This is a genomic window from Negadavirga shengliensis, from assembly GCF_042652345.1.
Lineage (GTDB): Bacteria > Bacteroidota > Bacteroidia > Cytophagales > Cyclobacteriaceae > Negadavirga > Negadavirga shengliensis.
This window is the reverse complement of the sequence record NZ_JBHSJJ010000012.1, coordinates 80,434-105,791: the sequence shown is the minus strand read 5'-3', so window position 1 is coordinate 105,791 and position 25,358 is coordinate 80,434. Positions and strand designations below refer to the sequence as shown.

General features: G+C 44.7%; 23 protein-coding genes. 14 read left to right on the top strand and 9 right to left on the bottom strand.

The window, feature by feature from the left end; all coding sequences use genetic code 11:
- The first annotated feature begins 17 nt into the window (after window positions 1-17).
- Genes ACFPFU_RS18640 through ACFPFU_RS18625 form a run of 4 tightly spaced genes read left to right on the top strand, consistent with a single transcriptional unit; the run spans window position 18 to window position 5,042 of the window.
- A complete protein-coding gene (locus ACFPFU_RS18640) occupies window positions 18-1,127 on the top strand; it encodes a ThiF family adenylyltransferase (RefSeq protein ID WP_377066875.1) in 1,110 nt (369 codons plus the stop codon).
- A complete protein-coding gene (locus tag ACFPFU_RS18635) occupies window positions 1,117-1,818 on the top strand; it encodes a hypothetical protein (protein ID WP_377066873.1) in 702 nt (233 codons plus the stop codon). Before ACFPFU_RS18640 ends, ACFPFU_RS18635 begins: the two co-directional genes overlap by 11 nt.
- Window positions 1,815-3,947, top strand: a complete 2,133-nt coding sequence (locus tag ACFPFU_RS18630; RefSeq protein WP_377066871.1) for a 7TM diverse intracellular signaling domain-containing protein — start codon at window positions 1,815-1,817, stop codon at window positions 3,945-3,947. Before ACFPFU_RS18635 ends, ACFPFU_RS18630 begins: the two co-directional genes overlap by 4 nt.
- Before the next feature lie 6 nt (window positions 3,948-3,953).
- Window positions 3,954-5,042 (top strand): hybrid sensor histidine kinase/response regulator, encoded by a 1,089-nt coding sequence (locus ACFPFU_RS18625; protein ID WP_377066869.1) that lies wholly within the window; start codon window positions 3,954-3,956, stop codon window positions 5,040-5,042.
- 217 nt (window positions 5,043-5,259) lie between these two features.
- On the opposite strand, the gene ACFPFU_RS18620 is transcribed toward ACFPFU_RS18625, so the two are convergent.
- The 3 genes from ACFPFU_RS18620 to ACFPFU_RS18610 form a co-directional block, all read right to left on the bottom strand.
- A complete protein-coding gene (locus ACFPFU_RS18620; RefSeq protein ID WP_377066867.1) occupies window positions 5,260-6,522 on the bottom strand; it encodes an amidohydrolase/deacetylase family metallohydrolase in 1,263 nt (420 codons plus the stop codon).
- Window positions 6,523-6,691: 169 nt separating this feature from the next.
- The gene (locus tag ACFPFU_RS18615) at window positions 6,692-7,282 is read right to left on the bottom strand and encodes an O-methyltransferase (RefSeq protein ID WP_377066865.1); all 591 of its coding nucleotides are present in this window, start codon (window positions 7,280-7,282) and stop codon (window positions 6,692-6,694) included.
- A 105-nt stretch (window positions 7,283-7,387) separates the two neighbouring features.
- Window positions 7,388-8,560, bottom strand: a complete 1,173-nt coding sequence (locus ACFPFU_RS18610; protein WP_377066863.1) for a 2-isopropylmalate synthase — start codon at window positions 8,558-8,560, stop codon at window positions 7,388-7,390.
- Between the two features lie 140 nt (window positions 8,561-8,700).
- Here ACFPFU_RS18610 and ACFPFU_RS18605 point away from each other — a divergent pair, with 140 nt between their 5' ends.
- A complete protein-coding gene (locus ACFPFU_RS18605; protein WP_377066861.1) occupies window positions 8,701-10,263 on the top strand; it encodes a hypothetical protein in 1,563 nt (520 codons plus the stop codon).
- Between the two features lie 248 nt (window positions 10,264-10,511).
- Here the strand turns inward: ACFPFU_RS18605 and rpmF are convergent, their stop codons facing one another.
- From rpmF to pdxA, 3 genes are all read right to left on the bottom strand, one after another.
- On the bottom strand, window positions 10,512-10,703 hold the full coding sequence (gene rpmF / locus ACFPFU_RS18600) for a 50S ribosomal protein L32 (protein ID WP_377066859.1): 192 nt from the start codon (window positions 10,701-10,703) through the stop codon (window positions 10,512-10,514).
- Between the two features lie 21 nt (window positions 10,704-10,724).
- Window positions 10,725-11,285, bottom strand: coding sequence for a YceD family protein (locus ACFPFU_RS18595; protein WP_377066857.1), 561 nt, complete (start codon window positions 11,283-11,285; stop codon window positions 10,725-10,727).
- A 76-nt stretch (window positions 11,286-11,361) separates the two neighbouring features.
- Window positions 11,362-12,381 carry a 4-hydroxythreonine-4-phosphate dehydrogenase PdxA gene (pdxA, locus tag ACFPFU_RS18590; RefSeq protein WP_377066855.1) on the bottom strand — a complete coding sequence of 340 codons (1,020 nt, stop codon included), beginning with the start codon at window positions 12,379-12,381 and terminating at the stop codon, window positions 11,362-11,364.
- 264 nt (window positions 12,382-12,645) lie between these two features.
- Between pdxA and rsmA the strand changes: the two genes are divergently transcribed.
- The 8 genes from rsmA (at window position 12,646) to hemL (ending at window position 21,666) form a co-directional block, all read left to right on the top strand.
- Window positions 12,646-13,428: a 16S rRNA (adenine(1518)-N(6)/adenine(1519)-N(6))-dimethyltransferase RsmA gene (gene rsmA, locus ACFPFU_RS18585; protein WP_377066853.1), complete on the top strand. Its 783-nt coding sequence runs from the start codon at window positions 12,646-12,648 to the stop codon at window positions 13,426-13,428.
- A complete protein-coding gene (gene mgtE, locus ACFPFU_RS18580) occupies window positions 13,416-14,783 on the top strand; it encodes a magnesium transporter (RefSeq protein WP_377066851.1) in 1,368 nt (455 codons plus the stop codon). Before rsmA ends, mgtE begins: the two co-directional genes overlap by 13 nt.
- A 15-nt stretch (window positions 14,784-14,798) precedes the next feature.
- The gene (locus ACFPFU_RS18575; protein ID WP_377066849.1) at window positions 14,799-15,731 is read left to right on the top strand and encodes an NAD(P)-dependent oxidoreductase; all 933 of its coding nucleotides are present in this window, start codon (window positions 14,799-14,801) and stop codon (window positions 15,729-15,731) included.
- Between the two features lie 142 nt (window positions 15,732-15,873).
- A complete protein-coding gene (gene greA, locus ACFPFU_RS18570) occupies window positions 15,874-16,347 on the top strand; it encodes a transcription elongation factor GreA (RefSeq protein WP_377066847.1) in 474 nt (157 codons plus the stop codon).
- Between the two features lie 61 nt (window positions 16,348-16,408).
- Complete coding sequence (locus ACFPFU_RS18565; RefSeq protein WP_377066845.1) at window positions 16,409-16,813, top strand: HIT family protein; 405 nt, start codon at window positions 16,409-16,411, stop codon at window positions 16,811-16,813.
- Between the two features lie 220 nt (window positions 16,814-17,033).
- Entirely contained in the window at window positions 17,034-18,563 is a 1,530-nt protein-coding gene (gene guaA / locus ACFPFU_RS18560) for a glutamine-hydrolyzing GMP synthase (protein ID WP_377066843.1), read from the top strand.
- 143 nt (window positions 18,564-18,706) lie between these two features.
- Window positions 18,707-20,362 carry an ABC transporter substrate-binding protein gene (locus ACFPFU_RS18555; RefSeq protein WP_377066841.1) on the top strand — a complete coding sequence of 552 codons (1,656 nt, stop codon included), beginning with the start codon at window positions 18,707-18,709 and terminating at the stop codon, window positions 20,360-20,362.
- Window positions 20,363-20,376: 14 nt separating this feature from the next.
- Window positions 20,377-21,666 carry a glutamate-1-semialdehyde 2,1-aminomutase gene (gene hemL / locus ACFPFU_RS18550; RefSeq protein WP_377066839.1) on the top strand — a complete coding sequence of 430 codons (1,290 nt, stop codon included), beginning with the start codon at window positions 20,377-20,379 and terminating at the stop codon, window positions 21,664-21,666.
- 138 nt (window positions 21,667-21,804) lie between these two features.
- Here hemL and ACFPFU_RS18545 read toward each other — a convergent pair whose 3' ends face one another.
- Window positions 21,805-22,251 carry a DUF4168 domain-containing protein gene (locus ACFPFU_RS18545; RefSeq protein WP_377066837.1) on the bottom strand — a complete coding sequence of 149 codons (447 nt, stop codon included), beginning with the start codon at window positions 22,249-22,251 and terminating at the stop codon, window positions 21,805-21,807.
- Between the two features lie 147 nt (window positions 22,252-22,398).
- Between ACFPFU_RS18545 and ACFPFU_RS18540 the strand changes: the two genes are divergently transcribed.
- A complete protein-coding gene (locus ACFPFU_RS18540) occupies window positions 22,399-22,752 on the top strand; it encodes a Spx/MgsR family RNA polymerase-binding regulatory protein (RefSeq protein ID WP_377066836.1) in 354 nt (117 codons plus the stop codon).
- A 106-nt stretch (window positions 22,753-22,858) separates the two neighbouring features.
- Here ACFPFU_RS18540 and ACFPFU_RS18535 read toward each other — a convergent pair whose 3' ends face one another.
- Together ACFPFU_RS18535 and ACFPFU_RS18530 are read right to left on the bottom strand one after the other, a co-directional pair.
- Window positions 22,859-23,803 (bottom strand): sugar phosphate isomerase/epimerase family protein, encoded by a 945-nt coding sequence (locus ACFPFU_RS18535; RefSeq protein ID WP_377066834.1) that lies wholly within the window; start codon window positions 23,801-23,803, stop codon window positions 22,859-22,861.
- A gap of 54 nt (window positions 23,804-23,857) precedes the next feature.
- The gene (locus ACFPFU_RS18530; protein WP_377066832.1) at window positions 23,858-25,357 is read right to left on the bottom strand and encodes a DUF1501 domain-containing protein; all 1,500 of its coding nucleotides are present in this window, start codon (window positions 25,355-25,357) and stop codon (window positions 23,858-23,860) included.
- Between the last annotated feature and the right edge of the window lies 1 nt (window position 25,358).

Below are 25,358 nucleotides of genomic sequence, written 5' to 3'. Positions count from 1 at the left end.
GCTTTAGCTAAATGCCAATGGATAACTCAAAAAAAGATGATGAGTTTGATCAATGTTATAAACCTATAATACTTAACCCCCGTGATGAGAAGGATTTAGTGAAGATAAAAAATATAAAGGATAGTGGGGAGGTTATGGTTTTTGATACTTTTGACCAACAACTTTCGGAATTAGTAAAAATCAGCCATCCGAGTAAAAAATTCACTTTAGAGGAATTGGGAGAGAAGAAGGCTGAATACTACCATTTTTCGGGATTGAAGCCTGGACTACGGGGCAACTGGATTTATTATCCCTGGAGAAAAACCATGGTCAGAATATTGGAGGAGGAGGATTTCATACGCCTGCGGACCATTAGAAACCGGTATAAAATCACGGATGAGGAACAGCGTCAGTTATATAGCAAGACCGTGGGTATTATAGGGCTCTCTGTGGGACAGAGTGTGGCCATCAGCATCGCCATGGAAAGGTGCGTTGGTGAGTTGAGGATTGCTGATTTCGATACGCTGGACTTGAGTAATATGAACCGGATCCGCACCGGCCTGTATAGTCTGGGCATAAAAAAATCATGGATTGTAGCCAGGGAAATTGCCGAAATGGACCCATATCTAAAAGTAACCTTATTTAGTTCGGGGATTAATGATAAAAACCTGAATGATTTTTTTAACTTGAATGGAAAACTGGATTTGCTGATAGAGGAGTGTGACAGTTTGCCGATTAAAATCCTGAGTAGACTGAAGGCGAAAGAAGCAGGGATACCGGTGCTGATGGATACCAGTGACAGGGGAATGATAGATATAGAAAGATTTGATATAATACCCAAAAGACCGATTTTTCATGGCTTTTTGAAACCTTTTGGAGAAGAGAGCCACCTTTTGGAGATTTTGCCTGAAAAAGGGAGGGAGATTATGATGGCTTTGTTGCAATATGATAATCTTTCGAAAAGGGTTAAATATAGTTTTTCGGAACTAGGCAAATCGATTACTTCTTGGCCGCAGTTAGCCTCTTCAGTTTTTATGGGAGGCGCTGCCTGTTGTCATTATGCGAGGATGATCCTTTTGGGCCAAAAAGTGGAGTCAGGCAGGTATTATATTGATTTGGACGAAATTATCAATTTTTATGAAGGTTAGAGTAAGGATTGTTAGGGCTATAGATGATGTAGAGGCTACGGAAAAATACATCTATGGGCATCATAAAGTCTTGGAGTCTTATGGAATCACCAAGGTGACATCGGCTGACCGTTCCTGGGCGCTGAACCCTCATGTATACCTGATCCTTTTCGAATCCATGGATGACTATCGGGTATTGGGGGGAGGGAGAATCCAGCTCCGTACCGTTAATTTCCTACTCCCGTTCGAGATGGCGATAATGGACATTGATCCCAAGATCAAGGAATACATGGCGGAATTTGCGGACTTGGAAGTGGCTGAGTACTGCGGGCTTTGGAATAGCAGGGAAGTGGCCGGCTATGGAATCGGAAGCATATATCTTGTTAGGGTGGGAATTGCCATCTTGCCACAGCTGAAGCTGAAAAAGCTCTTCGGCCTCAGTTCACCCGTGACATTGAGTATTTCCAAAAGCGTAGGGTATGAGGTTATTTCCGTGTTGGGAGATAACGGCTCATTTTATTATCCAAAAGAGGGGTTGATAGCTACTGCTCTTGAAATCAACGATATAGAAAACCTCCCCTTTGCAAATGAGGTAGAAAGAGATTATATTTTCAGTTTAAGAGAAAAGATTAATTTCCGGACTGTGGAGAGTGGCCCCAGGGGCGAAATGGAGTTGAAGTTTGAGTTGCAGATACCTAAGCCTAGTAAATGAAAAACCTGTACCCATATTTTAAAAACATAGGGTTGTCCCTTTTTTTGGTGTTATTTGTAACCGTTCCTATTATTTATTATTTAGGTGTCTATAGTAAGGATGAAGGAATAAGGTTCCACCGATATGAGTATCGGCTAGGTGGAGATATAGAAGACCTGGGAGCCCTGCAAGAGCAGTTTTTTCATGAATCCGCTGAACAAAAAATTGATCTAGGGGTGATTTCGGAAAACCTATTTGTAAAAGTTGATCTTTCTGAGTTTGGACAGTTGGAAGAGGATAGCGTTTATGTCGTTGAGGTCAACTACCCTTCTTTCCGGGAGATAGAGATGATAAGGCTTTCCGCTGATGGCGAACCTGAGGTGATGGGAAAAAAAGGAACGGCCTTTCCCTACTCGAATCCTTTGAGGAACCCTAACCCCTTTTTTGAAGTAACACCGGACGACAATTACCGTTCGGAAATAGTTTTCAGGGTAGTATCGAAAGTACCGGTTGATTTTGATATTTCCATTTCTACCCAGAAAAGCTTTTTTGAAAATTATAGCATGAGGTTGATCATCATCAGCTCTTATTTCGGAATAATGATCGCCCTCTTTTTATACAATCTTATTCTGTATTTTTCTGTGAGGGATAAGGTATACTTGTTTTATTGTTTCTATGTGTTGTTTATCGCATTGGCGCAATTGTCGCTTTCAGGCTATTCCTACTTTTTTCTCAAGGAGAACGCGTATCTCTATGAAGTGAGTACCATAGGATTCACTGCCATGTCCAGCATTTTCGTAATCCCTTTTGTTCAGTATTTCTTGAAAACAAGTGTGTACATTCCCAAATATGAAAAATATCTGTACTTACTTGTGTTGTCCTATGTGACAGCTTTGGTTTTTCGCCTCCTGGGCAATGTGGAGCTAAGTCATATGATGACGGATTTGAATGGACTTATTCTTTCATTAGCCTTTTTCACCATAGGGATCATCGCTGCGAAAAAAGGGTATCGGTCCGCTTATTTTTTCCTTCTGGCCTGGACATTTTTACTGTTTGGACTGGTTGTCTTCATTCTTCACAACCAAGGGGTCTTGGATTTGGGATCCTATGCAAACTTTCCTTTACTCGCCGGAACCGCGATTGAGGCGCTTTTGCTGTCTTTTGCACTGGCAGATAAAATCAACATCCTGGAAAAAGAAAAGGAAAAGGAGCAGCATGATAAACTGAGGGCACTTAAAGAAAATGAAAGGTTGATTAAGGAACAGAATATATACCTGGAAGAGATGGTCAAAACCAGGACGCAGGAGTTGGAGATGACCTTGAAAAACCTTCAGAATACCCAGACACAACTTGTCAATCAGGAGAAAATGGCCTCTCTGGGTCAGCTGACAGCAGGCATCGCTCATGAGATCAATAACCCCATTAACTTTGTGAGTTCTAATATTTCTCCTTTGAAAAGAGATTTGAGAGATATCCTCGAACTGATGGAAGTGTACAGGGAAAAGGGGAAAGAGGAATTTTCTGAATCCAGCAAAACCGAAATCAGCGATTTGGAAGAGGATATCGAATTGGATTACCTATTGGAAGAAGTAGATCAGCTTCTTCATGGAATGGAAGATGGCGCCAAAAGGACCGTTGAAATTGTCAGAGGGCTGAAACTTTTTTCCAGAGTGGATGAGCAGGATATGAAAAAGGTGGATATCCATGAAGGTATCGACAGCACATTGATTCTTTTGAACAGCTCCATTTCTGGCAGGATCAAACTTACAAAGGAATATAAGGAGGTCCCCATGATCGAGTGCCTTGCCGGCAAGATCAACCAGGTTTTTATGAATATCATCAGCAATGCCATACATGCCTTGGTGGACCATCCCTTGGATGGGAGGTTTCCGGAACTCAGGATATCCACCGAATATGAAGATGGTTTTGTCACGGTAAAAATTGGTGATAATGGCCCCGGGATGCCAGACCATATCAAAGATAAGGTCTTCGAACCTTTCTTTACTACCAAACCAGTGGGCAAAGGAACGGGTTTAGGTCTCTCCATAGTATATACGATCATCGAAAATCACAAAGGCACGATAGAAGTAGAATCTGAACAAAATTATGGGACAACTTTTGTAATCAGACTTCCTGTCAACCAAAACTAAATGAGGATGGTTAATAAAATCAGAGTACTATATATAGATGATGAATACAATAATCTTAATTCATTCAAGGCGGCATTAAGAAAGGAATTCAAAGTCCAGACTGCTTTGGATGCGGAAGAAGGTTTGAGAATGGCAAAGGAATCCGAATATGAAGTGATCATCGCCGATCAAAGGATGCCTGATACCACGGGGGTCGAATTTTTTGAAAAACTCGTGAAAATCAATCCAGAGCCTATCAGAATACTCTTGACCGGGTATTCTGATATTGCCAGCGTGATAGATGCCATAAACCGGGGGGAAGTGTACAGGTTTATTGATAAACCCTGGAATTTGGAGCAGATCAAAAACGCCATTATCAATGCTGCGGAAATATATTCGGCCAGAAAAGAACTGAAAGAAAAGAAAAGAAGGCTTGAGAAGCTTCACTCTGAAATGAACAGGTTCGTGTACAGTCTTTCCCACGAACTCCGCGGGCCGTTAATGAGCATTTCGGGCATTTCTAAACTGGCAAGGATGGAGACCAAAGATCAGGACATCATTGAATACTTTGATATGATAGATTCCGCCACCCTGAAGCTGGATGATTTTATTTATAAAATGCTTGATTTCTATAGGTCTACCAAAATTGATAATATCATTGTGCCCATTGACTTTAAGGAGATATTTGAGCAGCAATTGGAGGATTACAGTGAAAAGTGGAGGCTCGATGATGTGGACGTTAGGGTAAACATAAACCAGGGAGAGGAGTTTTATTCAGATGAGGCAAAAATCAGGGTGATTTTAAATAATTTGTTCAGTAATGCCTACAAATTCCAAAAGGATGAAGGCGAAAAAATCATTGAAATCAATATTACCGTAAAAAACAACGAAGCGGAAATCATTGTGAAGGATAACGGGATCGGCATAGAGGAAAAGCATCAAAAAGACGTTTTCGACCTTTTCCACCGGGCTACCCAACGAAACGTCGGATCAGGATTGGGATTGTATATGGTAAAAGAATCCATTGAGCAGATGCTGGGAGATATTTTCCTTTCTTCTGAACAAAATGTGGGAACCACGGTCGTGGTAAGGCTTCCCAGTTTGTCCAACAGTTAATAATGTACTCCGGGAGGGAATATTGCATGCCGGCCATCCGATTTTGCTGATAAAAGCAGGAGCATGGAGTACCGAATTAGCCATTCCGTTAAATTAAAGTTGTCGACATTTTTTGAACGGCAGTTGAAATCTTCTTTTTTCTAAAATTTGGCCATACCTAATGGTTTTTTGCCTGTAAGGACAAATCCCTCCTTCGATCTGAGATTTATTTACAGCCTTACTGCCAGTCGGAGGCCGAGAGTCCGTTAAGATCCCAAACAATCTGTCCCGCCCTCATGGTAAGCTCATTTTCAATTTTTTGGGTCCCCATCATTTTTCCTACGCCGGTTCTCTCCGTAAAGCCGAATTCTCCTTCAAGGACATTGAAAATAGCCAGGTCTGCGATGGCCCCATCCGATAGATGGCCGAGCTCTGTTCTGTTGATGACTTGAGCAGGAGTCCACGTGGAAGCCGTAATCACTTCTTCCAAACTCATGCCCAAATTCAGAAATTTAGACATCACGTTGGTCATGCTTTTCATGCCGCTCAGCACGCTTCTCAAATGGCTGTCTGTACTGATGGTGTGGGGTTTCATCCCCTGCTCCATGGCGGGAACAGCATTTTTATAGGAGAAACTTGCTCCGCCATGCCCCACGTCATAAACGATTCCTCTTTTTTCGGCTTCAAATATAAAGGGCCTGAGTTGACCGGTAGGATCCACCAGGGCCTGCCTACCAAAGCCACCGCCCCCAAAGATGTGCGTGTAAATGTCGCCTGGCCTCAGTTTTTCCATAAAAAGCGTCTCCAAAGACAAAGGAGGATTGGCACCGCCGAAATCCACCATGACCGGAACATTGGCCATTTCCCCGGCCTCGACCAAACGGTCTATCTGTTCCCACTGGTGACCGGAATAATGCGCTATTTTTATTCCCACGACCAGATCACTGAATTGTCTGGCCACCATGGCCGTCATTTTCGGATCCATGTCGTTCAGGTTTTGCTCATAAGGATTCCCTCTCATTCCATGACCGACGATGTTCAGCATGGCCAACACCCTTGTCTGTACCCTATCTATGACCTGTTCCTTAAAATGAATAAAATTCCGCCAGCCTGCACCTCCGGTGTCCACCACCGTGGTGACGCCGTAAGGAAAAGTAAAGCCATCAGGGTGCAAGGCATTATATCCATTGCTATATTCACTGTGAGGATCAGTGCCAAAATAGTTATGGGTATGGATGTCTACAAACCCCGGGGAGACATAAAGTCCGGATGCGTCTATAACCTGAAAGGCCTCCTCTCCGGAAATGTTTTTAGCCACAAGCGCGACCCGGTCCTCTTTAATGGCAATGTCCATGGTTTCATTGATCCCATTTTTGGGATCAAGGAGGTGACCTCCTTTGATCAGGATATCGTATTGCTGTCCGTGTGAAAGGAAAGGAATGGCCGTTAATCCCATAAATAGCATTTTCAGGGAAAAAAGGGCGAAGTTATTCTTGTTCATGTGAGGGACCTTAAAGTTGTCGAATATTTCTTTGCTTTTAAAAAAACATTCTTAATTTAATCTGTTATTGGCCCGGATACAAGTAATTTTTTTTTAAATAACAGGTGGGTGAACGGAATGTGTCGGGAAGTGTTTTGAGCGGTTTTTTTCTGACGTAGGTGATAGGAGATCATTTGTCCGTCCGCTCCCTTTTTACAGCAATGATGATTCCCGTAGCCCATTGTTGTTTTGTCAGCAACAGGTCCTTTCGGCTTTCGATATATTTCACAAATTCGACAGCTTTCAGGTGGTGACCTCCGGGCCAGTTGGGCTGGGGGAGCATATCATCGACAATGTACAAACCGCCGATATTCAGCAATTCCAAAACCTCGTCCAAAAGTAAATATTTGCCATGCCATGTGTCAGCGAATATAAAATCAAATCGCCGGTCTGTATTGGATTTTATCCAGGCCTCTCCATCGGCATGGACCAGGTTTAATCTTTTGTCCCCTCCCAGAAAAGTTTCGGCAACGGCCAAAACCCTTTTGTCGTTGTCAACGGATATAAAGCTGGATGTCTGGTCCATCCCATCCAGAATCCAAGAGGTGGCAAGACCGGTCCCCGTTCCAAGTTCAAGGAATTTGCCGGAAGGTTTGGATGAGGCCAGCGTTCTGAGGAGGGAACAAGTCCGTACATCAGAAGGCATGGTGAACCCATTTTCTTTTGTGGCCGCATCTATACCAAAATACGGCTCAGGAGCCTTTGTGATTCCACTGATCATTTTTTGTTCGAACGACTCGGAAAATGTGAAAAAGGAAGCGTCTTATCGGCTTTCATGGGCATATTTTGACCGCCAAGAAAGACCGAATTGGTTTTGAAATGTTGATTAAGCTTCGAGCTTATGGCCGATTTTGGCATCGTCTATGATTTGATGGATGTCCTCATCCACCACCTCTTTTTTTCGGTCGGCATAGTCCAGAAAGACGTCATATACTTTGTCCAGTTCGAGTTTGGTTAAGGTATAACCGAGTTTATGGGATCGATAAGCCAATGCCGCCCTTCCGCTTCTGGCGGTTAACACGATCATGGACTCATTAACACCCACATCGACCGGATCGATGATTTCGTAAGTTTCACGGTTCTTGATGACACCATCCTGATGAATTCCTGAGGAGTGGGCGAAGGCGTTGGATCCGACTATGGCTTTGTTGGGCTGGACCATCATGCCCATTCTTTCTGCCACAAGCCTGCTGATGGGATTCAGAAGTTTGGAATTGATACGATTAAAAACATTGAGGCGGGGATGCTGTTTGATGATCATGGCTACTTCTTCCAGGGAAGTGTTTCCTGCCCTTTCTCCGATGCCATTCACCGTACATTCCACCTGCCTGGCGCCATTCATGACGGCTGATATCGCATTGGCCGTTGCCAAGCCAAGATCGTTATGACAATGGGCAGAGATGATGACGTTCTCGATACCTCTTACATTGTCGACAAGGTATTTTATTTTGGCTCCATATTCATCGGGGAGGCAATATCCGGTGGTGTCGGGAATATTCAATACTGTGGCCCCTGCTTTGATGGCTGCTTCACATACCCTTGCGAGGTATTCATTGTCGGTTCTTCCGGCATCTTCTGCATAGAACTCCACATCTTCCACGAGGTTTTTAGCGTGGGCGACGGCCTCTGCGGCCCATTCCAAAATGCGTTCCCTGTTGCTTTTGAATTTAAATTTAATGTGGTGGTCCGATGTGCCTATACCCGTGTGAATTCTTGGTCTTTTAGCATATTGCAAAGCCTCAGCGGCCACTTCTATGTCTTTTTTTACGCCTCGTGAGAGCCCGCAAATAATAGCATTCTGCACGTTTTTTGAGATTTCTATTACTGATTTGAAATCCCCGGGACTCGAGATGGGGAATCCGGCTTCAATCACGTCCACACCCAGTAGCTCAAGTTGCTGGGCGATTTCAATTTTTTGGGGGGTGTTAAGCTTACAGCCGGGGACCTGTTCTCCGTCCCTCAAGGTGGTGTCAAAGATCAATACTTGATTGTCATCCATATTTCTCTCGTTTTTATCAATTTCTAAAATAAAACCTTACGCTTTGAGCAAAAATTGAATTAACTTTATATGTCCGACACCTGATTGCTGTTTTATTCATATAAATTGATGATTTAAAAGTAGTTACGATAAAATAAAATATGATTCCCAACCCTAAAAAAGATTTTCTTTTTGAATTGGTCGAGACCCTTTCCTCCTCCGAAAAACGTAATTTTAAACTTTTTGCGCATCGATTGGAGGCCAACCAGGATGCCAAATACCTGTTGTTGTTTGATGCTTTGGATAGGATGCCTGAATACAATGAGGGTATTCTTTTTAAAAAGACTCCGGTAAGCAAAAAGCAGCTGTCCAATATGAAGGCTCACCTGTATAAACAGATATTAACCAGTTTGAGGTTATTATATGCAGACAGAAACGTGGAACTTCAGTTGAATGAACAGATTGATTTTGCCAGGATATTGTTCAACAAAGGGCTTTATATGCAGAGCTTGAAAATCCTTGACAAGGCGAAACAGGTAGCGGCCCAGTATTCTCTGGACACGGTCATGTTGCGGATAGTCGAACTTGAAAAGGTGATAGAATCGCAGCATATCACGCGGAGCATGAGAAACCGGGCAGAAGTCCTAAGTGCCCAAACCATCCAGTTGACCGATAAAGTATCCCTGAAAAACAGGTTTTCCAATCTTTCCCTACAGCTTTACGGGTTTTATCTGAAGACAGGCTACATTAAGGATAAGGAAAACAGGGAAATGTTGGAGAAGTTTTACAGTAGCAATATGCCTGAATACAACCTGTCCTCACTGGGATTTTATGAGAAAATGTATCTTTATCAGGCCCAAGTCTGGTATTTTCATATTATTCAGGATTTTCCTTTATGTTACAGGGCCGCCCAGAGGTGGGTCGATCTTTTTAACGCGGCTCCCCAGATGAAGAAAGTGGCCACCGGCAATTATCTGAAGGCCTATCATTACCTGTTGGATACGCTTTTTTACCTGGGTTATTATGGTAGATTTACCGAAGTGCTGGAGGAGTTCAGGAAGAGTCTGGAAACCAAGGGTTTCATAATGGATGACAACTGCCGGGTGTTGGCCTTCCTATACCTCTATTCAAACCAAATCAATATGCATTTTATGACAGGTGAATTTTCAAAAGGTTTAAAAGAGATAGTCCCTGCTTTTTTGAGCGAGATGAAAGACCTAAGAAGCAAAATGGATATGCATCACCTGATGGTGATGAATTATAAAGTGGCCTGTCTTTATTTTGGTAGCGGGGATAATCTGAATGCCATCCATTATTTGAATGAAGTCATCAAATCCAACTACGAAGGTTTAAGTGAGGATTTGCAGTGTTTTGCCCATATATTGAAGTTGATAGCCAGTTATGAGGCGGGATTGGACGAGGATATGGAGAAGCAAATCAAAAATGTCTACCGGTTTTTAATAAAAATGGACGACCTGCATCAGGTACAAAAAGAGATGATGTTTTTCGTGAGGCAGCTCAGCAGAATTTATGATTATGAGTTAAAAGGGGCTTTTGTGGAACTAAAAGAGAAGCTGAAGCCCTTTGAACAACATCCTTATGAAAAAAGGGCCTTCTTATACCTGGACATTATCTCATGGTTGGAGAGCAAGATTGAAAATAGGCCTGTACAGGAGGTTATTCAGGAAAAATTCAGGGAGAAAATCAAGAGTATGGAAAAGTAGAAGACGGGGAACGGGGAACAGGGGACAGAAGCCGGCCGAAGCCGCTTCAAAGCTTCCTTCGCTTCAATCAGTGGGCGTAGCCCCCGGTATTGGCCAATAAACCGAACCTTATCCTGATCCATTCCCCTGCTTTTCCCGCATGGGACTCATTTTCGGGGTTGATTCAGAACGCGTTGTAAACCCTTAAAATGAAAAGAGCCATCCGAATAGATGGCTCTTGGGAGTTTTAATAAAAAAGAAGCCTGATTCTAAGCCACACCTTCTTTTTCTATAATTACCTGACCTTTATAATAAAGTTTGCCGTCCAGCCAAAATGCCCTGTGAGGCAGGTGGAATTCACCAGTAGTGGGACACTGAGCCAAGCCTGGGGCATTTAATTTGTAATGTGTCCTTCTTTTATCTCTTCTGGTTTTCGAAATTTTCCGTTTAGGATGTGCCATATCTAGTATAAAATTTTTAGATTATTCTTTATTCTTTAATTTTTTCAATGCTTCCCATAAGGGATTCTCCTTATGTTCATCTTCTTCATTTCCGCCATTTACCTCCTCTTTTGTGGCGGAATATACGATCTTTCCTTCCTGGTCAAATTCCTCGTCATCGATATCCTCCAAGTAGTCAGGATGTATTTTTTTTGCAGGAATGGCGAGCATGATGAATTCATAAATCAACTGAGCCACATTGATACTGGGCGTGTCCCGGGTGATCATGATGATCTCCTCATTGATTTCCTTTTCTTCCTGCCCATATTTGTAGATCACTTTTTGAATGACAGCCATGGGATAGTTGAAAAGCTCCAGACTCCGGTCACAGGTCAGTTCCACCGTCCCCCTGATTTCGAATTTAGCCTCGATGAGGTTGATCCTTTTGTCCAGGGTAACTTCCGCAGCAAGATCAGTATCGGAAATATGCTCATTAACATTTTTAAAATAGTCCAGAAACGCTTGGTCTATTTCAAAACGGTACTGATGCTCTCCCTCTTTCAGGCGGATGATGTCAATATCAAATTTCCTCAAGAATTTCACCCTCTTCCTTCTTCATTCTGAATTAAGACCGCAAATTTACATAAATAATTTAATTAAAGAAACCCCTTGGTTTAATTTATTCTTCCGGCCAATCCCCCTTCCTTTTGATCAGGTCGTGTGCCAAATAAATGGCCGACCTCATGGATCCTTCATCGGCTATATTTTTTCCTGCAATATTATAAGCTGTGCCGTGGTCCGGGCTGGTTCGGATGATGGGAAGGCCAGCAGTAAAATTCACGCCGGTTTCAAAGGAAACGGTTTTGAAAGGGATGAGGCCCTGATCGTGGTACATGGCCAGGATGCCATCGAATTTTTTATGATGCATCATTCCAAAAAAACCATCAGAAGGGTAAGGTCCGAAAACCAGGCTGCCCTGTTCTTTAAATTCTTTGACTACCGGGAGGATGATGTCTACTTCCTCTTTTCCCAACAGCCCATCTTCTCCGGCATGTGGGTTGAGGCCAAGCACGGCAACTTTTGGTTTCGAGATACCGAAATCTTCTTCGAGTGACCGGAGCATCAGGAGAAGCTTTTCCTTGATATTGGTGGCAGTGATGCTCCCGGCCACTTCCTTTAGGGGAATATGGCTTGTAATCAAGCCTACTCTCATGTCTTCGGAGACCATAAACATCATGCTTTTGGGCGTTTCAAAAGCCTCCATCAAGTACTCGGTATGACCTATAAAGTTGTTCTCGGGTGTATGGATGTTGTTTTTGTTAAGAGGGGCGGTCACCAGGGCATCCAACTGGTTGTTTTTAAGATCCACTATGCATTGATCCAGCGACCCCAAAGCCATTTTACCCGCTTCCTGGGTTTCTACTCCGGGGATAACCTCCGGACATTCCTGTACCACATTGATCACATTGATTTTTTTGTGGTGGATGTCTTCTATACTCCTTACCTGCATAAAATTGAAATCCTCCATCCCCAAATGCTTTCTATAATAAGTCAGGGCCTTTCCATGACCATAGATTACCGGTGTAATCATCTTTTGAAGCCTGTTGTCCAGCAGGGCTTTCATGGTCACTTCCGCTCCGATCCCGTTGATGTCTCCGATGCTGATTCCTACTACGGGTTTGTGTTTCTTTATATTCATCGTGGATGTCTTCTTTTATAAAATAAGAAATAACAAGGAATGGGTTTAAAGTTTAATGTGGCAATTTAGTCATTTCTGCCTAAACAAGCCTATTTAAACTCGCAGGGAATGTAAATAATGGTGAGGGAGGGTCCCAGGTGCATAAAACAGCAGCTAACCGCCTGTTTTTTGTGGTATATACATCAATTCAGTACATGGAGGTTCCATAATATTGTCTTACTTTTGGCATGTGAAAATTCCCTAATCTATCATAACCGCATTCTTATGGGAAAAGTCAGGGCAAAAAAGCATTTAGGACAGCATTTTCTTACTGACCTGGGTATAGCTGAAAGGACAGCTGATGCTGTTACCGGCCATCTTGGGACCAGACAAGTGCTGGAAATAGGACCGGGAATGGGTGTCTTGACAGACTTTCTGCTTTTGAAACCCTGGGACCTTTATCTGGTGGAAATTGACAGGGAATCGGTTCTATACCTGCATGAAAAATACCCATCGATAAGGAACCAAACCCTGGAGGGAGATTTTTTGAAACTCAACCTGGACAACCTTTTTGACGACAAGCTGATAGTGGTAGGGAACTTTCCCTACAATATATCATCCCAAATATTTTTCAAGATACTGGCGTGCAGGCAAAAAGTCACCGAAGTCGTATGCATGTTGCAAAAGGAAGTGGCACAAAGGTTGTCGGCAAAGAAAGGGAACAAAACTTATGGGATACTGAGTGTTCTATTGCAGGCTTATTATGACATTGAGTACCTTTTTTCTGTTCCTCCCACGGTTTTTGATCCCCCGCCTAAAGTGGAAAGCGGGGTGATCCGCTTGAAGCGGAACACGGCAAGCCGGTTGGAGTGTGATGAAAAACTGTTCTTCAAGGTTGTCAAACAGGCATTCAGCACCAGAAGAAAGACGCTTAGAAATGCACTTAAGCCCCTTGGTTTGAGTGACGCGTTCAAGGACGATGAAATGTTGGATTTGAGAGCAGAACGGCTGGGGGTTCAGGAGTTTGTTTATCTCACCAATAAACTGGAAGCATCGTGGAAACAGTAAAAATATTTGAGCTTTCCAAGGAATACCTGGAACACTTGCGCGAGAGCATTGCGGAGGAGAACGTGTCCTTCATCAGGGAATCCATGGAAGGAGCCAAAAAGGCTGACATTGCGGCCATTTTGGATGAGCTTAACATGGAAGAAGCTCTGTTTGTACTCCGTACGCTTGATCCGGGTTATTCGGCGGATATTCTAATAGAACTTGATGAAGATCCGCAATACAAAGTCATCAAGGCTATGGAGCCCTCGGAGTTGGCGACCCTGATTGATCATATGGAGTCCGACGATGCGGTGGATATCCTCAACCAGCTGGTGGTCAAGGACAGGGAAGCGGTGATCAGCCAACTTGAACAAAAAGAAAAGTCCCTGCACATTATCGAATTGTTGCGGTATGATGAGGACAGTGCAGGTGGTTTGATGGCCAAGGAATTCATTAAGGCCAACCTGAATTGGACCGTGGTACAGACCATAGAAGAGATTCGCAGACAGGCCGAAAATGTCGATAAGATTTATTCCATCTATGTGGTGGACAACAAAGAGAAGCTTATAGGGCGGGTGGCGCTCAAAAAAATCATTCTGGCATCGTCGGAAACCAGAATCGGTGACCTGTACGAGGATAATATTATTTCTGTCCCAACCTACATGGAAGGGGAGGAAGTGGCCGAAATCATGCGAAAATACGACCTTGAAGCGGTACCGGTGGTGAATGTGAAAAACAAGTTGGTAGGAAGAATTACAGTGGATGATATATTGGACCTGATACGGGAACAAGCAGAGGAGGACATCCAGGCGATGACAGGTATCACCGACGATGTGGAAGAATCAGATTCCGTATACAGGCTTTCAAGGGCGCGACTGCCTTGGCTGTTGATAGGCATAGTTGGAGGGCTTATGGGCGCCGGCTTTATAGGTTTTTTTGAAGAAGGGCTTAGTGCGGTAACGGCGCTTGCCTTCTTTATACCCCTTATCACAGCGACAGGAGGCAACGTGGGTATCCAGTCTTCTACCTTGGTGGTCCAGTCTCTCGCCAATAAATCTGTTTTTGAAGACAGCCTGCTAAAACGTTTTATTAAAGTTCTTTTGGTGGCTGTCCTGAACGGTTTGGTGCTGGCGGCTTTCGTGCTTGCAACCGTTGTTTTTATGTATGGTCAGGACATACAATTTGCCTTTGTGGTGGCCATAGCCTTATTCAGTGTGGTACTTTTGGCATCATTTATGGGTACACTCACACCCATAGTCCTGGACAAAATAGGCATCAATCCGGCAGTAGCCTCGGGCCCGTTCATCACCACCGCTAATGATCTTTTGGGCCTGGCAGTATACTTTACGGTGGCCACGTTACTTTTGAATCTATAACAGTAAAATTACAACATGAAGGTTCTGATCACAGATGAAATGCATCCCGGTATTGTCCCTTTACTGGAAAAAGAAGGATATGAAGTTCATTACTTGCCTGAAATCGACCGGAAAGGAATCTTGGAAACAATTGGAGATTACCATGGGGTAATCATCAGGTCCAAAACCCCTTTGGACAGAGAGGTGCTGGAAAATGCCGGGAAACTGAAATTTGTAGCCCGGGCAGGTGCAGGCCTGGACAACATTGACGTGGATTACCTCAAGCCACGCGGAATATCACTTTACCATGCACCCGAAGGTAACCGGGATGCCGTGGCTGAGCATGCTTTAGGAATGCTCCTGGCCCTATTTAATCATCTGCCCCAGGCAGATCAACAGGTGCGCAGACGCATTTGGGATAGGGAAGGAAACCGGGGAGAGGAACTTGCCGGAAAGACGGTGGGAATTTTTGGATATGGCAATATGGGGTGTGCATTCTCAAAAAGACTGCGGGGGTTTGATGTGACGGTATTGGCTTACGATAAGTATAAACAGGGTTTTGGGGACCAATGGGTAAAGGAAGCCAGTTTTGAAGAAATACAGGCCGAAGCGGACGTGTTGAGCATCCATGTGCCGTTGACGCACGAAACCAGGGGCTTTTTTACCATGGAAGTGTTGGAGAACTTCAGGAAACCGATCTACCTGATCAATACGGCAAGGGGAGAGGTTATTTCCTTTGACACACTCAATGAAGCCCTGCAACGAAAAAAACTGAGGGGGGCTGTCTTGGATGTCTTGGAGAAGGAGAAGCTTCATGCGTTGACCCCTTCGGAAAAACTATCTTTCCAAAAATTGATAGAACGGACCAACGTACTTTTTTCCCCTCATGTGGCAGGCTGGACTCATCAGTCCTACGAAAAAATCAACCAGGTTTTGGTGGCCAAAATCAAAGGGGAGTGGCAGGAATGAAACTTTACATTTTAGGGTAATCCATTGTAAAATAAGATTTCTTATTTTATCTTTGTTTATCTTAAAATAACGGAAGTAAATGGAAACGGTCTCAATGTTGAGGCCGTTATTTTATTTATTGTCAGGCAATTAATGATTTGATATGGGAAACATACAGTATTATACCGAAGAGGGTCTGAAAAAATTGAAGGACGAACTTCATGAATTAAAGACCAAAGGAAGAGCAGACATTGCCAAGCAAATTGCCGAGGCAAGGGATAAGGGTGATCTGAGCGAAAATGCGGAATATGATGCCGCAAAAGATGCCCAGGGACACCTGGAGTTGAAAATTGCTAAACTCGAAAATGTCCTGGGTAACGCAAGGATTTTGGACAACTCCAAACTGGACACTTCCAAAGTAGGAATATTGAGCACCGTAAAAATAAAAAATCTCAAAAACGGGATGACGGTATCTTATACTTTGGTTTCAGAAGAGGAAGCTGACCTAAAAGCCAATAAAATTTCCCTGGCATCTCCTTTTGGTAAAGGGTTGCTCGGTAAAAAAGTAGGTGAGGTGGCCCAGATCAAGGCTCCTGCGGGCGTTCTGGAATTTGAGGTTCTGGACATAAGTTATTAATTTCATTTCCCGATTATTTATGATCGGGATTTTTTGTATCAAATAATTACTTTCCTGTATCATGTCTTCCATATTTTCACAAATCATTGACCGCAAAATTCCCGCCTATATTGTGGCGGAAGATGATCACCACATTGCGTTTTTGGATATCATGCCTCTGGTGAAAGGTCACTTGCTCGTGGTCCCGAAAAAAGAAGTGGACTATATATTTGACCTTGATGATGAGCTTTATTGTAGCCTTCAGCTTTTTGCCAAGAAAGTAGCCATCGCACAGGAAAAGGCGATCCGCTGTACCCGCATCGGGGTAGCCGTAATCGGGTTGGACGTTCCCCATGTGCATATCCACCTGGTTCCACTGAAAAGTATGGATGATATCAATTTCAGCCGCCCCAAACTCAAACTGTCAGATGACGAGATGAACCGGATTGCGGAAAAAATCAGGATTGCATTCAGCGAACTCGGCTGACCTTTCCGGAGACTTTGGTAACCGCCCCAATCCAACATTCATGAAACATCAGTGTGATGTTCATCAAAAAACAGGGGATGGCCCTTATTATGTACACGGACGCATCTACCGGGAATGGACCCTGATTTATAGACCACATAAGGAAGGGGATTTTCCAAACAATATTTTGAAAAACAAAGATATAATTTCGGGATTTGGCCCATGCTGATTAACTTTGCGCATGGCAGAACAGATTTTGATCCTGGATTTTGGTTCCCAATATACCCAACTCATCGCAAGAAGGGTCCGGGAACTCAACGTATATTGTGAAATTCATCCCTTTAATAAAATTCCACCACTTGGCCCAGAAATAAAGGGGGTTATCCTTTCAGGAAGCCCCTGCTCTGTAAGGGATGAAGGGGCTCCAGACCTGGACCTCGACGAACTGAGAGGAAAATTACCCCTACTGGGGGTTTGCTATGGCGCCCAATTGATGGCCCAAAAATACGGCGGTAATGTGGCTCCTTCTGAGATCCGGGAATACGGAAGGGCCAATCTCACCCATATTGACACTCACATTGACTTGTTCAAGGAGATAACCCACGGCTCCCAAGTATGGATGTCTCATGGGGATACCATCAAAGAACTTCCCGAGGGCTTTGACATCATCGCCAGCACCCCGTCTGTTCGGGTGGCTGCTTACAAGGTACAGGGGGAGCATACCTACGGAATCCAATTTCATCCGGAAGTAACCCATTCCACGGAGGGCAAGAATTTGCTGAGAGACTTTGTGGTCCAGATTTGCGGATGCTCCCAGGACTGGACTTCCGATGTATTTATCGATATTACCGTAGAGGAGTTGAAAAACACTATCGGTGAGGATAAGGTGGTGATGGGATTGTCAGGAGGGGTGGACTCTTCAGTGGCAGCGACGCTGATTCACCGGGCCATCGGCGACCACCTTACCTGTGTGTTTGTGGACAACGGCCTCTTGAGAAAGCACGAATATGAGGAAGTATTGGATTCCTATAGGGACTTAGGGCTGAATGTGATCGGCGTGGATGCCAAACAGAAATTTTACGATGCCCTAAAAGGAATTTCTGACCCGGAAGGCAAAAGAAAGGCCATAGGCAGGACATTTATTGAGGTTTTTGATGATGAGGCGCATAAGATTGAAGGAGTGAAATGGCTGGGGCAAGGTACCATCTATCCCGATGTGATAGAATCGGTGTCGGTGAACGGCCCCTCAGCCACCATCAAGTCGCATCATAATGTGGGAGGTCTGCCGGATTTTATGAAGCTGAAGGTGGTAGAACCACTGAAAACCCTTTTTAAAGACGGTGTGAGGGAAGTAGGAAGGGCATTGGAAATCCCCGAGAATATCATAGGAAGACACCCGTTTCCAGGCCCCGGACTGGCTATTCGGATTTTGGGAGATATTACGGCTGAAAAGGTACACACCTTACAGGAAGTGGACCACATTTTTATCCAGGGACTGAAAGATGCCGGCCTATATGATGAAGTTTGGCAGGCGGGAGCCATTCTCCTCCCCATACAATCTGTGGGAGTGATGGGGGATGAGCGTACGTATGAACGTGTGGTGGCCTTGAGGGCTGTTTCTTCCATTGATGGGATGACCGCAGACTGGGTGCATTTGCCTTATGAGTTTCTGGGAAAGATTTCCAACGACATCATCAATAAGGTGAAAGGGGTAAACAGGGTGGTCTATGATATCAGTTCCAAACCGCCGGCCACCATTGAATGGGAGTAAAAAAGGATAGCCTGATTGAATATATCAGGCTTTTTTATGAATTATTGGTCTTAAATCCTTTAAATTCGTGTTGAAGTATTTTACACGGTTTTTTGCGCAAAACAGGTATAGTATTTGACCGCAATACCCCAAAATCCTTATTGATGAAAATATTAGTATGTACTTTATTGCTGTGCTTTTCCTTAGGGGCCACTTTCGCCCAAGGCGAACTGGAATCTTATGACAAGGCCAGAAAATTGACGGATCAGGGAGAATACGCTCAGGCTATGGAAATATTGAGGCCTTACATGGACCTCGAAAATTATGGGGAGTTATCCCGTTATTCCCGCTTTCATTTTGCCCGGGCTGCTTACGCCAACAGGCAGTTTGAACTGGCCAAAAACGCCTTGGAACCCCTTTTGCAGGACCGGGGCTGGAAGAATATAGATGAGGCCTATTATCTGATGGCTTTGGTTCATTTTCAACAATCCAACCCCAACGAGGCCCTAAAACTGATAGCCAATATCAATGACGGGGATATCCGGGAAGAGGCACATAAAGCGACCTATGAATTTTTGAAGGTAAGTTCCGCCAGCGTACTGATGGTCCAAATGGGACAATACGAAGAAAACACGGGCCTGGTGATGGCGTTGAAGGAACAGCTGGAAAAGCAAGGGTCCCTTTCCTCTAAAGAAAAGGCCACTTATGACAGAATTAGGGACATAGCCCTGTCTACGGGGAGGGAAGAGACCGTCAGGAGAGAGGTCGACCAGACCCTCGATGTAGCCATTTTGTTGCCATTTAATTATAATGGAGGGTCTGGCGTAAGATCCCTGCAGGGAAATAACTTTGTACTGCAATTGTATCAAGGTATCCAAATGGCATTGGAAAATGCGAAGAAAGAGGGGCTGCGGCTGGAAGTCAGGACGTTCGACACGGAGCGTAGCCCTGACAGAATCAAAAACATATTGAATGACCCTTTTTTCACCAAAGCAGATATTATATTAGGGCCGGTTTATCCTGAAGAAACAGAGGTTGTCGCCGCCTTTTCAGAAAGCTATCAGATCCCCTACGTGAATCCGCTGTCCAATGTCAACGACAACCTTAGGAATTACGATTATTCATATCTCTTTAGGCCTTCAATCGGATCCATCAGTGAAAAAGTCATTGATTATTGCAGACGGTTTAAGGGAAAGAGGGTAGCCGTGGCCTATTCCGGGACTACCCGGGATGAGTTGTTGGCGGAAGCCTTTTCAGCATTGGCGCGACGCTCAGGCTTTCAGGTGGTGCGGAGCGAAAAAGTGACCGCCCGGACCATGAGGGGTTTCTTTGATAACATAGGCCTCAGAGGAAATGACCGCCCGGCGGTGGACATGATGGTGATTTTTTCTGACGATCCCAACGTGGCCTCTCCCACATTTGCCATGGTGGAGTCCCTCAGTGCCAGTATTCCCGTCATTGTCATGGACAGCTGGCTATATTTTAACTTTGCCAGTTATGAGATGATGGAAGCACAGAATTTTCATTTTATAGGTAACAATACCGTGAGTTTGGGAAGGCCTGAAACAGACGATTTCAGAGAGGCTTATTATAAGAGATTCAACAGTTATCCCCCTTTGAATGCCTTTTTGGGACATGAATTGGCTCACTGGGTCACCCAGGTGATCAACGCCCGTAATGGTTTTGATTTGCAAAAAAACCTTGCCCAGAAAGGATATATGGATGGTCAACTGACTTTTGGGTTTGATTTCAGCCAATCCAGATATAATAATTTTGTCCCGATATTGAGATTGGAAGAAGGAGTACTGGAACAGGAATAAAAAACGATTTGCAAATGAATTACCAGAAGAGCATAGATCTTTTTGAAAAAGCTAAAAATTTCATACCAGGAGGGGTAAATTCGCCTGTCAGGGCATTTAGAGCAGTGGGAGGAAATCCATTGTTCATCACCCGCGCCGATGGGCCCTATATGTATGACGAAGACGGCAATGAATACATAGAACTTATCAATAGTTGGGGTCCCATGATCTTGGGACATAACCACCCGGAGGTAAGAGAGGCAGTCATCAAGGCAATGGAAAAGGGCAGCTCCTTTGGGGCACCCACAGCCAAAGAGGTGGAAATCGCCGAATTGATCACTGAAATGGTTCCTTCGGTGGAAAAGGTGAGAATGGTAAACAGTGGCACGGAAGCCACCATGTCTGCCATCCGCGTGGCCAGGGGGTATACCGGCAGGGATAAGTTCATCAAATTCGAAGGCAATTATCACGGGCATGGAGACAGCTTTCTGATAGCCGCCGGATCCGGGGCCATCACCATGGGCAACCCCGATTCTCCGGGTGTTACCAAAGGAACCGCCCAAGATACCCTCTTGGCTCCCTATAATGACCTGGAGTTTGTCGAGCACCTTGTGGAGGCCAACCAAGGGGAGGTGGCTGCTATCATTCTGGAGCCCGTGGCGGGAAATATGGGATGCGTTTTGCCCAAGCCAGGTTTTCTGGAGGGCTTAAGGAAGCTTTGTGACAAGGAAGGAATAGTGCTGATTTTTGATGAAGTGATGACCGGTTTTAGGTTATCGCAGGGAGGGGCACAGCAGGCCTTTGGGGTAATACCTGATATGTGCACTTTGGGAAAAATCATTGGCGGCGGCATGCCGGTGGGTGCCTATGGAGGAAAGAAAGAAATCATGGAATATGTATCCCCGGAAGGGCCTGTATATCAGGCTGGTACGCTGTCCGGAAACCCCATTGCCATGGCTGCAGGGTTGACCATGCTGAAGCAATTGTGGGATGATAATTCCATATACAGTTCATTGGAGGCGACGGGCAATGCCATTGTTTCCGGTATCAGGGACAGTTTGAAATCGTTGGGGCTTTCTTACACCATGAACCATATTGGAAGCATGTACAGCCTGTTTTTCACCCATGAGCCTGTAGTGGATTTTAAAAGTGCCCAAACCTGTGATACGGCGTTGTTTGGAAAATACTTTCAGGCTATGCTGAGAAAGGGGATTTATCTGGCACCTTCCCAGTTCGAAAGTCTTTTTCTTTCTACCGCCCTCAAACAAGAACATGTCGACAGGATTCTGGAAGCGAATGAAGCTGCCTTGAGAGAACTCGTATAGTGATGCCGTGAGGTAACAAAACAGTCCAGATATTCATCTATCTTTTCTGCAGCTTCAATAAATCTTCGCGTGTATATAAACCAAAAGGGAGAACGATTATCGTTCTCCCTTTGCTATCGTATATAAAAAGAATTTTTATTATTCCAGATCTTCGATCATGCTGTCGATCTTTTCCTTCACCTGAGGACTTTGGTTATAGGCGACGGACATTTCCTGGAAGGTCTGTACTTCCATCTCATTTTCGGCAATTTTTTGCTGAAGTTGTTGCTGCACCTCTTGTCGTACCTTCATTACCTCTTGCCCGGCTTCATTGAACTTGGCGATTTCTTGCGGATCTTCAGAAACATCGGTAATATTTCCTTGCTGCTGCGCCTGGGCCAATAACTGGAACCTGTCAATTTCCATCCCCTGATCCGCTATAGCAGCGACCATTCTCTCTTCAGCTTCCTGCTGTACAGGAATGAATTCCATGTTGATTTTCACAAACTTTTCATAATCCTCATCAGAAAAGTTGTCATTTACCTGTTGTTGTGGGGCGGGTAGCTGTTGGGCCATGGCACCGACCACAAAACATAATGACAACATGATTGAAAAAAATGAAAGTTTTGATAACTTTGAATAAGACATAATTCGATTAACTTTTGATTCGACTTTGTTTTATGAATTGAAATTGCAATAAATATTCCAAAAACATAAAATTAACCTGTTAATTAAAGTTAAATTATAACAAAAATGATTACTAAAATTTACGGTATTAAGAACTGCAATACCATGAAGAAGACTTTTGACCTTTTTGAGACGGCAGGACATTCCTATGAATTCATCGATTATAAAAAAAATGCACCGGACGAAAAATTGCTCAGCGATTTCGTGGACAAACTGGGTCTGGACACTGTTGTCAACAAACTGGGAATGACTTTTAGAAAATTGAATGAGGAAGAAAAGCGCGCCATGGATGACAAAAAACAGGCGATAGCCATTTTAAAGGACAAGAGCAGCATGATAAAAAGGCCGATTATTCAGTTTGAGAACGGGGAGCTTTTAGCTGGCTTGGAGGAAGAGAGAATACTTGAAAAATTAAAGTAAAACCTACAGGATTGCTTCTCCGCCGCCGGCGGAGAAGCAATGACGGATGCCGGTCTGGTTTCGAGTTTAGCATGACATCCGCATTGATATTTGTCAACAAATTGGGTCAAACCAAATTGACGGTTCTCCACATGGCTTTTGAAGTGGCGGCGAGTGCTTCGTCGTTCTCCATATCGTTCAGCGCGGCATTGAAAGGTTCCGCCCTTACCGGCCCGTCATAACCTATTTTGATCAAAGCTGCCATAAATCCTTTCAAATCGATCAGCCCGCTGTCACCGGGAAGTTGGCGTTCCCCGTCGATCTGCTCGTCAATGGTCCTGCCTGCGGTGGCGTCATTCAGATCACAGGTGACAACCTGCCGGTTTTTCAGTTTCTCGATGTCTTCTACAGTTTCCCTGGAGCAATACCAGTGAAAGCTGTCCAATTGCAGCCCCATATTGGGGAGGTCGATGGCATCTATCAGTTCCAGCATTTCCTTCATCGTCCCCACAAAAGGGTACCTTGCTCTTATCTTCAGGTTTCTCGTACCCACGTATTCCAGCCCGAAGCGTATCCCCTCATCGGCCAATATTTTCCCTGCTTCTCTCAACCGCTGGCTGTGTTGCTTAAAATTTTCCATATAGCTCAAGGTCTCATGGGTAGGCATTACCCAGGTACTCACCCTGTCTGCCCCGGCTTTTCTTAGGATTTTTGCGGCTTGGGGAAGCTTCTTGAGCTCATCACGGAATAACCCTTCATCCTTTCGGAAGTCCACTGGAAGTCCGGCAGCATCCCAACTCAGGTTCTTCTCCTTCATCTTGGATAAAAAAGCGTTCAATTGATCTCCTGACATTTCCTGGAGTTGATTGGGGACGGGCAGTATGGCCTCAAAGTTATGTTCCACCGCTTTGTCTATCATCTCTTCCTGGTTGATTTTTACGCCGATGGCATAAGGATGCAGGCTAACCCTGAATTTACGGTTTGGACTGAGGCCTGCCTTACCAAAGACAGGGGCAGCCATCATTCCCGCAGCAATAAGGCTGCTGTTCTGTAAAAATTTTCTTCTTTTCATTTTATAGGTTTAAAGGTGATTTTCCAAAGTTTATAACTGGGACTTTTCTCAGGTTCAGGCCAGGATTTCCCGGATGATTTCTCCCTCCACATCGGTGAGACGGAATGGCCTTCCCTGGAAATCAAAAGTGAACTTTTCGTGATCAAAGCCCAGGAGATGCAGTATGGTGGCATGGACATCATGGACGGAGACCCTTCCTTCCACACCGGCAAATCCTATTTCATCGGTAGACCCATAAGATGCCCCTCCTTTGATGCCCCCGCCGGCCATCCACATGGTAAAAGCGTCTACATGGTGGTCTCTACCCAAAAATCCTTGGGTTTTACCTTCCCTGTTTTCCTGCATGGGCGTTCTTCCGAACTCCCCTCCCCATATTACCAGGGTATTGTCCAGCAAGCCCCTTTGTTTCAAATCCAAAAGCAGGGCGGTCATGGGCTGGTCGATTTCCCTGCATTTATCTTTCATGCCCAGGTCTATGGCTGTGCTTTTGTCAGTGCCATGGGCATCCCATCCCCAATCGTAAAGCTGAACGAAGCGTACGCCTTTTTCTACCAATTTTCTCGCCAGCAGACAATTGTTGGCAAAAGATTCCTCCCCCGGTTGTGTTCCGTACATCTGGTGGATGTATTCCGGTTCATTCTCGATGTTCATCACCTCAGGCACTTCGAGTTGCATCCTGTAGGCCATTTCATATTGGTTGATCCGTGCCAGGATTTCCGGATCAGCATAAGTTTGGAATTCCCCCTCATTGATTTGATTGATGATGTCCAGGGTTTTTCTTTTCAGACTGCGGGACATGCCTTTGGGATCTTCAATGTACAAAACCGGATCGCCTTTGGAGCGGCATTGTACTCCTTGGTATACGGAGGGTAAAAATCCACTGCCCCAGACGCTTTTCCCGGCATCGGGTGTCTTGCCTCCGGAGGTAAGCACCACAAATCCCGGCAGGTTCTGGTTTTCCGATCCCAAACCGTAAGTGACCCATGATCCGATGCTGGGCCTTCCGAGGCGGGGGCTGCCTGTATGCATAAAAAGCTGGGCCGGGCCATGGTTGAACTGGTCCGTATGGACGGCTTTTAGAAAAGCCACATCGTCCACTACTTTTTTGAAATAGGGTAAATAATCGGATACCCAGGCACCGGATTTCCCTGTCTGCTGAAATGCCGCCTGAGGTCCTAATAAGTTGGGTGTCCCTCGGATAAAAGCGAACTTTCTGCCTTGGAGCAGGGAAGAAGGGCAGGCTTGGTTGTGAAGTTTTAATAATTCCGGTTTATAGTCGAACATCTCCAACTGGGAAGGAGCGCCGGCCATGTGCAGATAGATCACTGACTCTACTTGAGGCCCGTAAGGAGGAGACTGGGGCGACAATGGATTCAAATCCCTTTCCGTGAGCCGGATGCCATCGGATTTGGGCTTTTCCCCACATGACAGGAACAATGATCCCAGCGCTAGTCCTCCCATTCCACTGACGCATTCTTTAAGAAAATGCCGTCTGGTGGTGGTTTCCAGTTCCCTTTTCAGTTTTTCGGCCAGAAGACTTTCAAAATTGTCCATG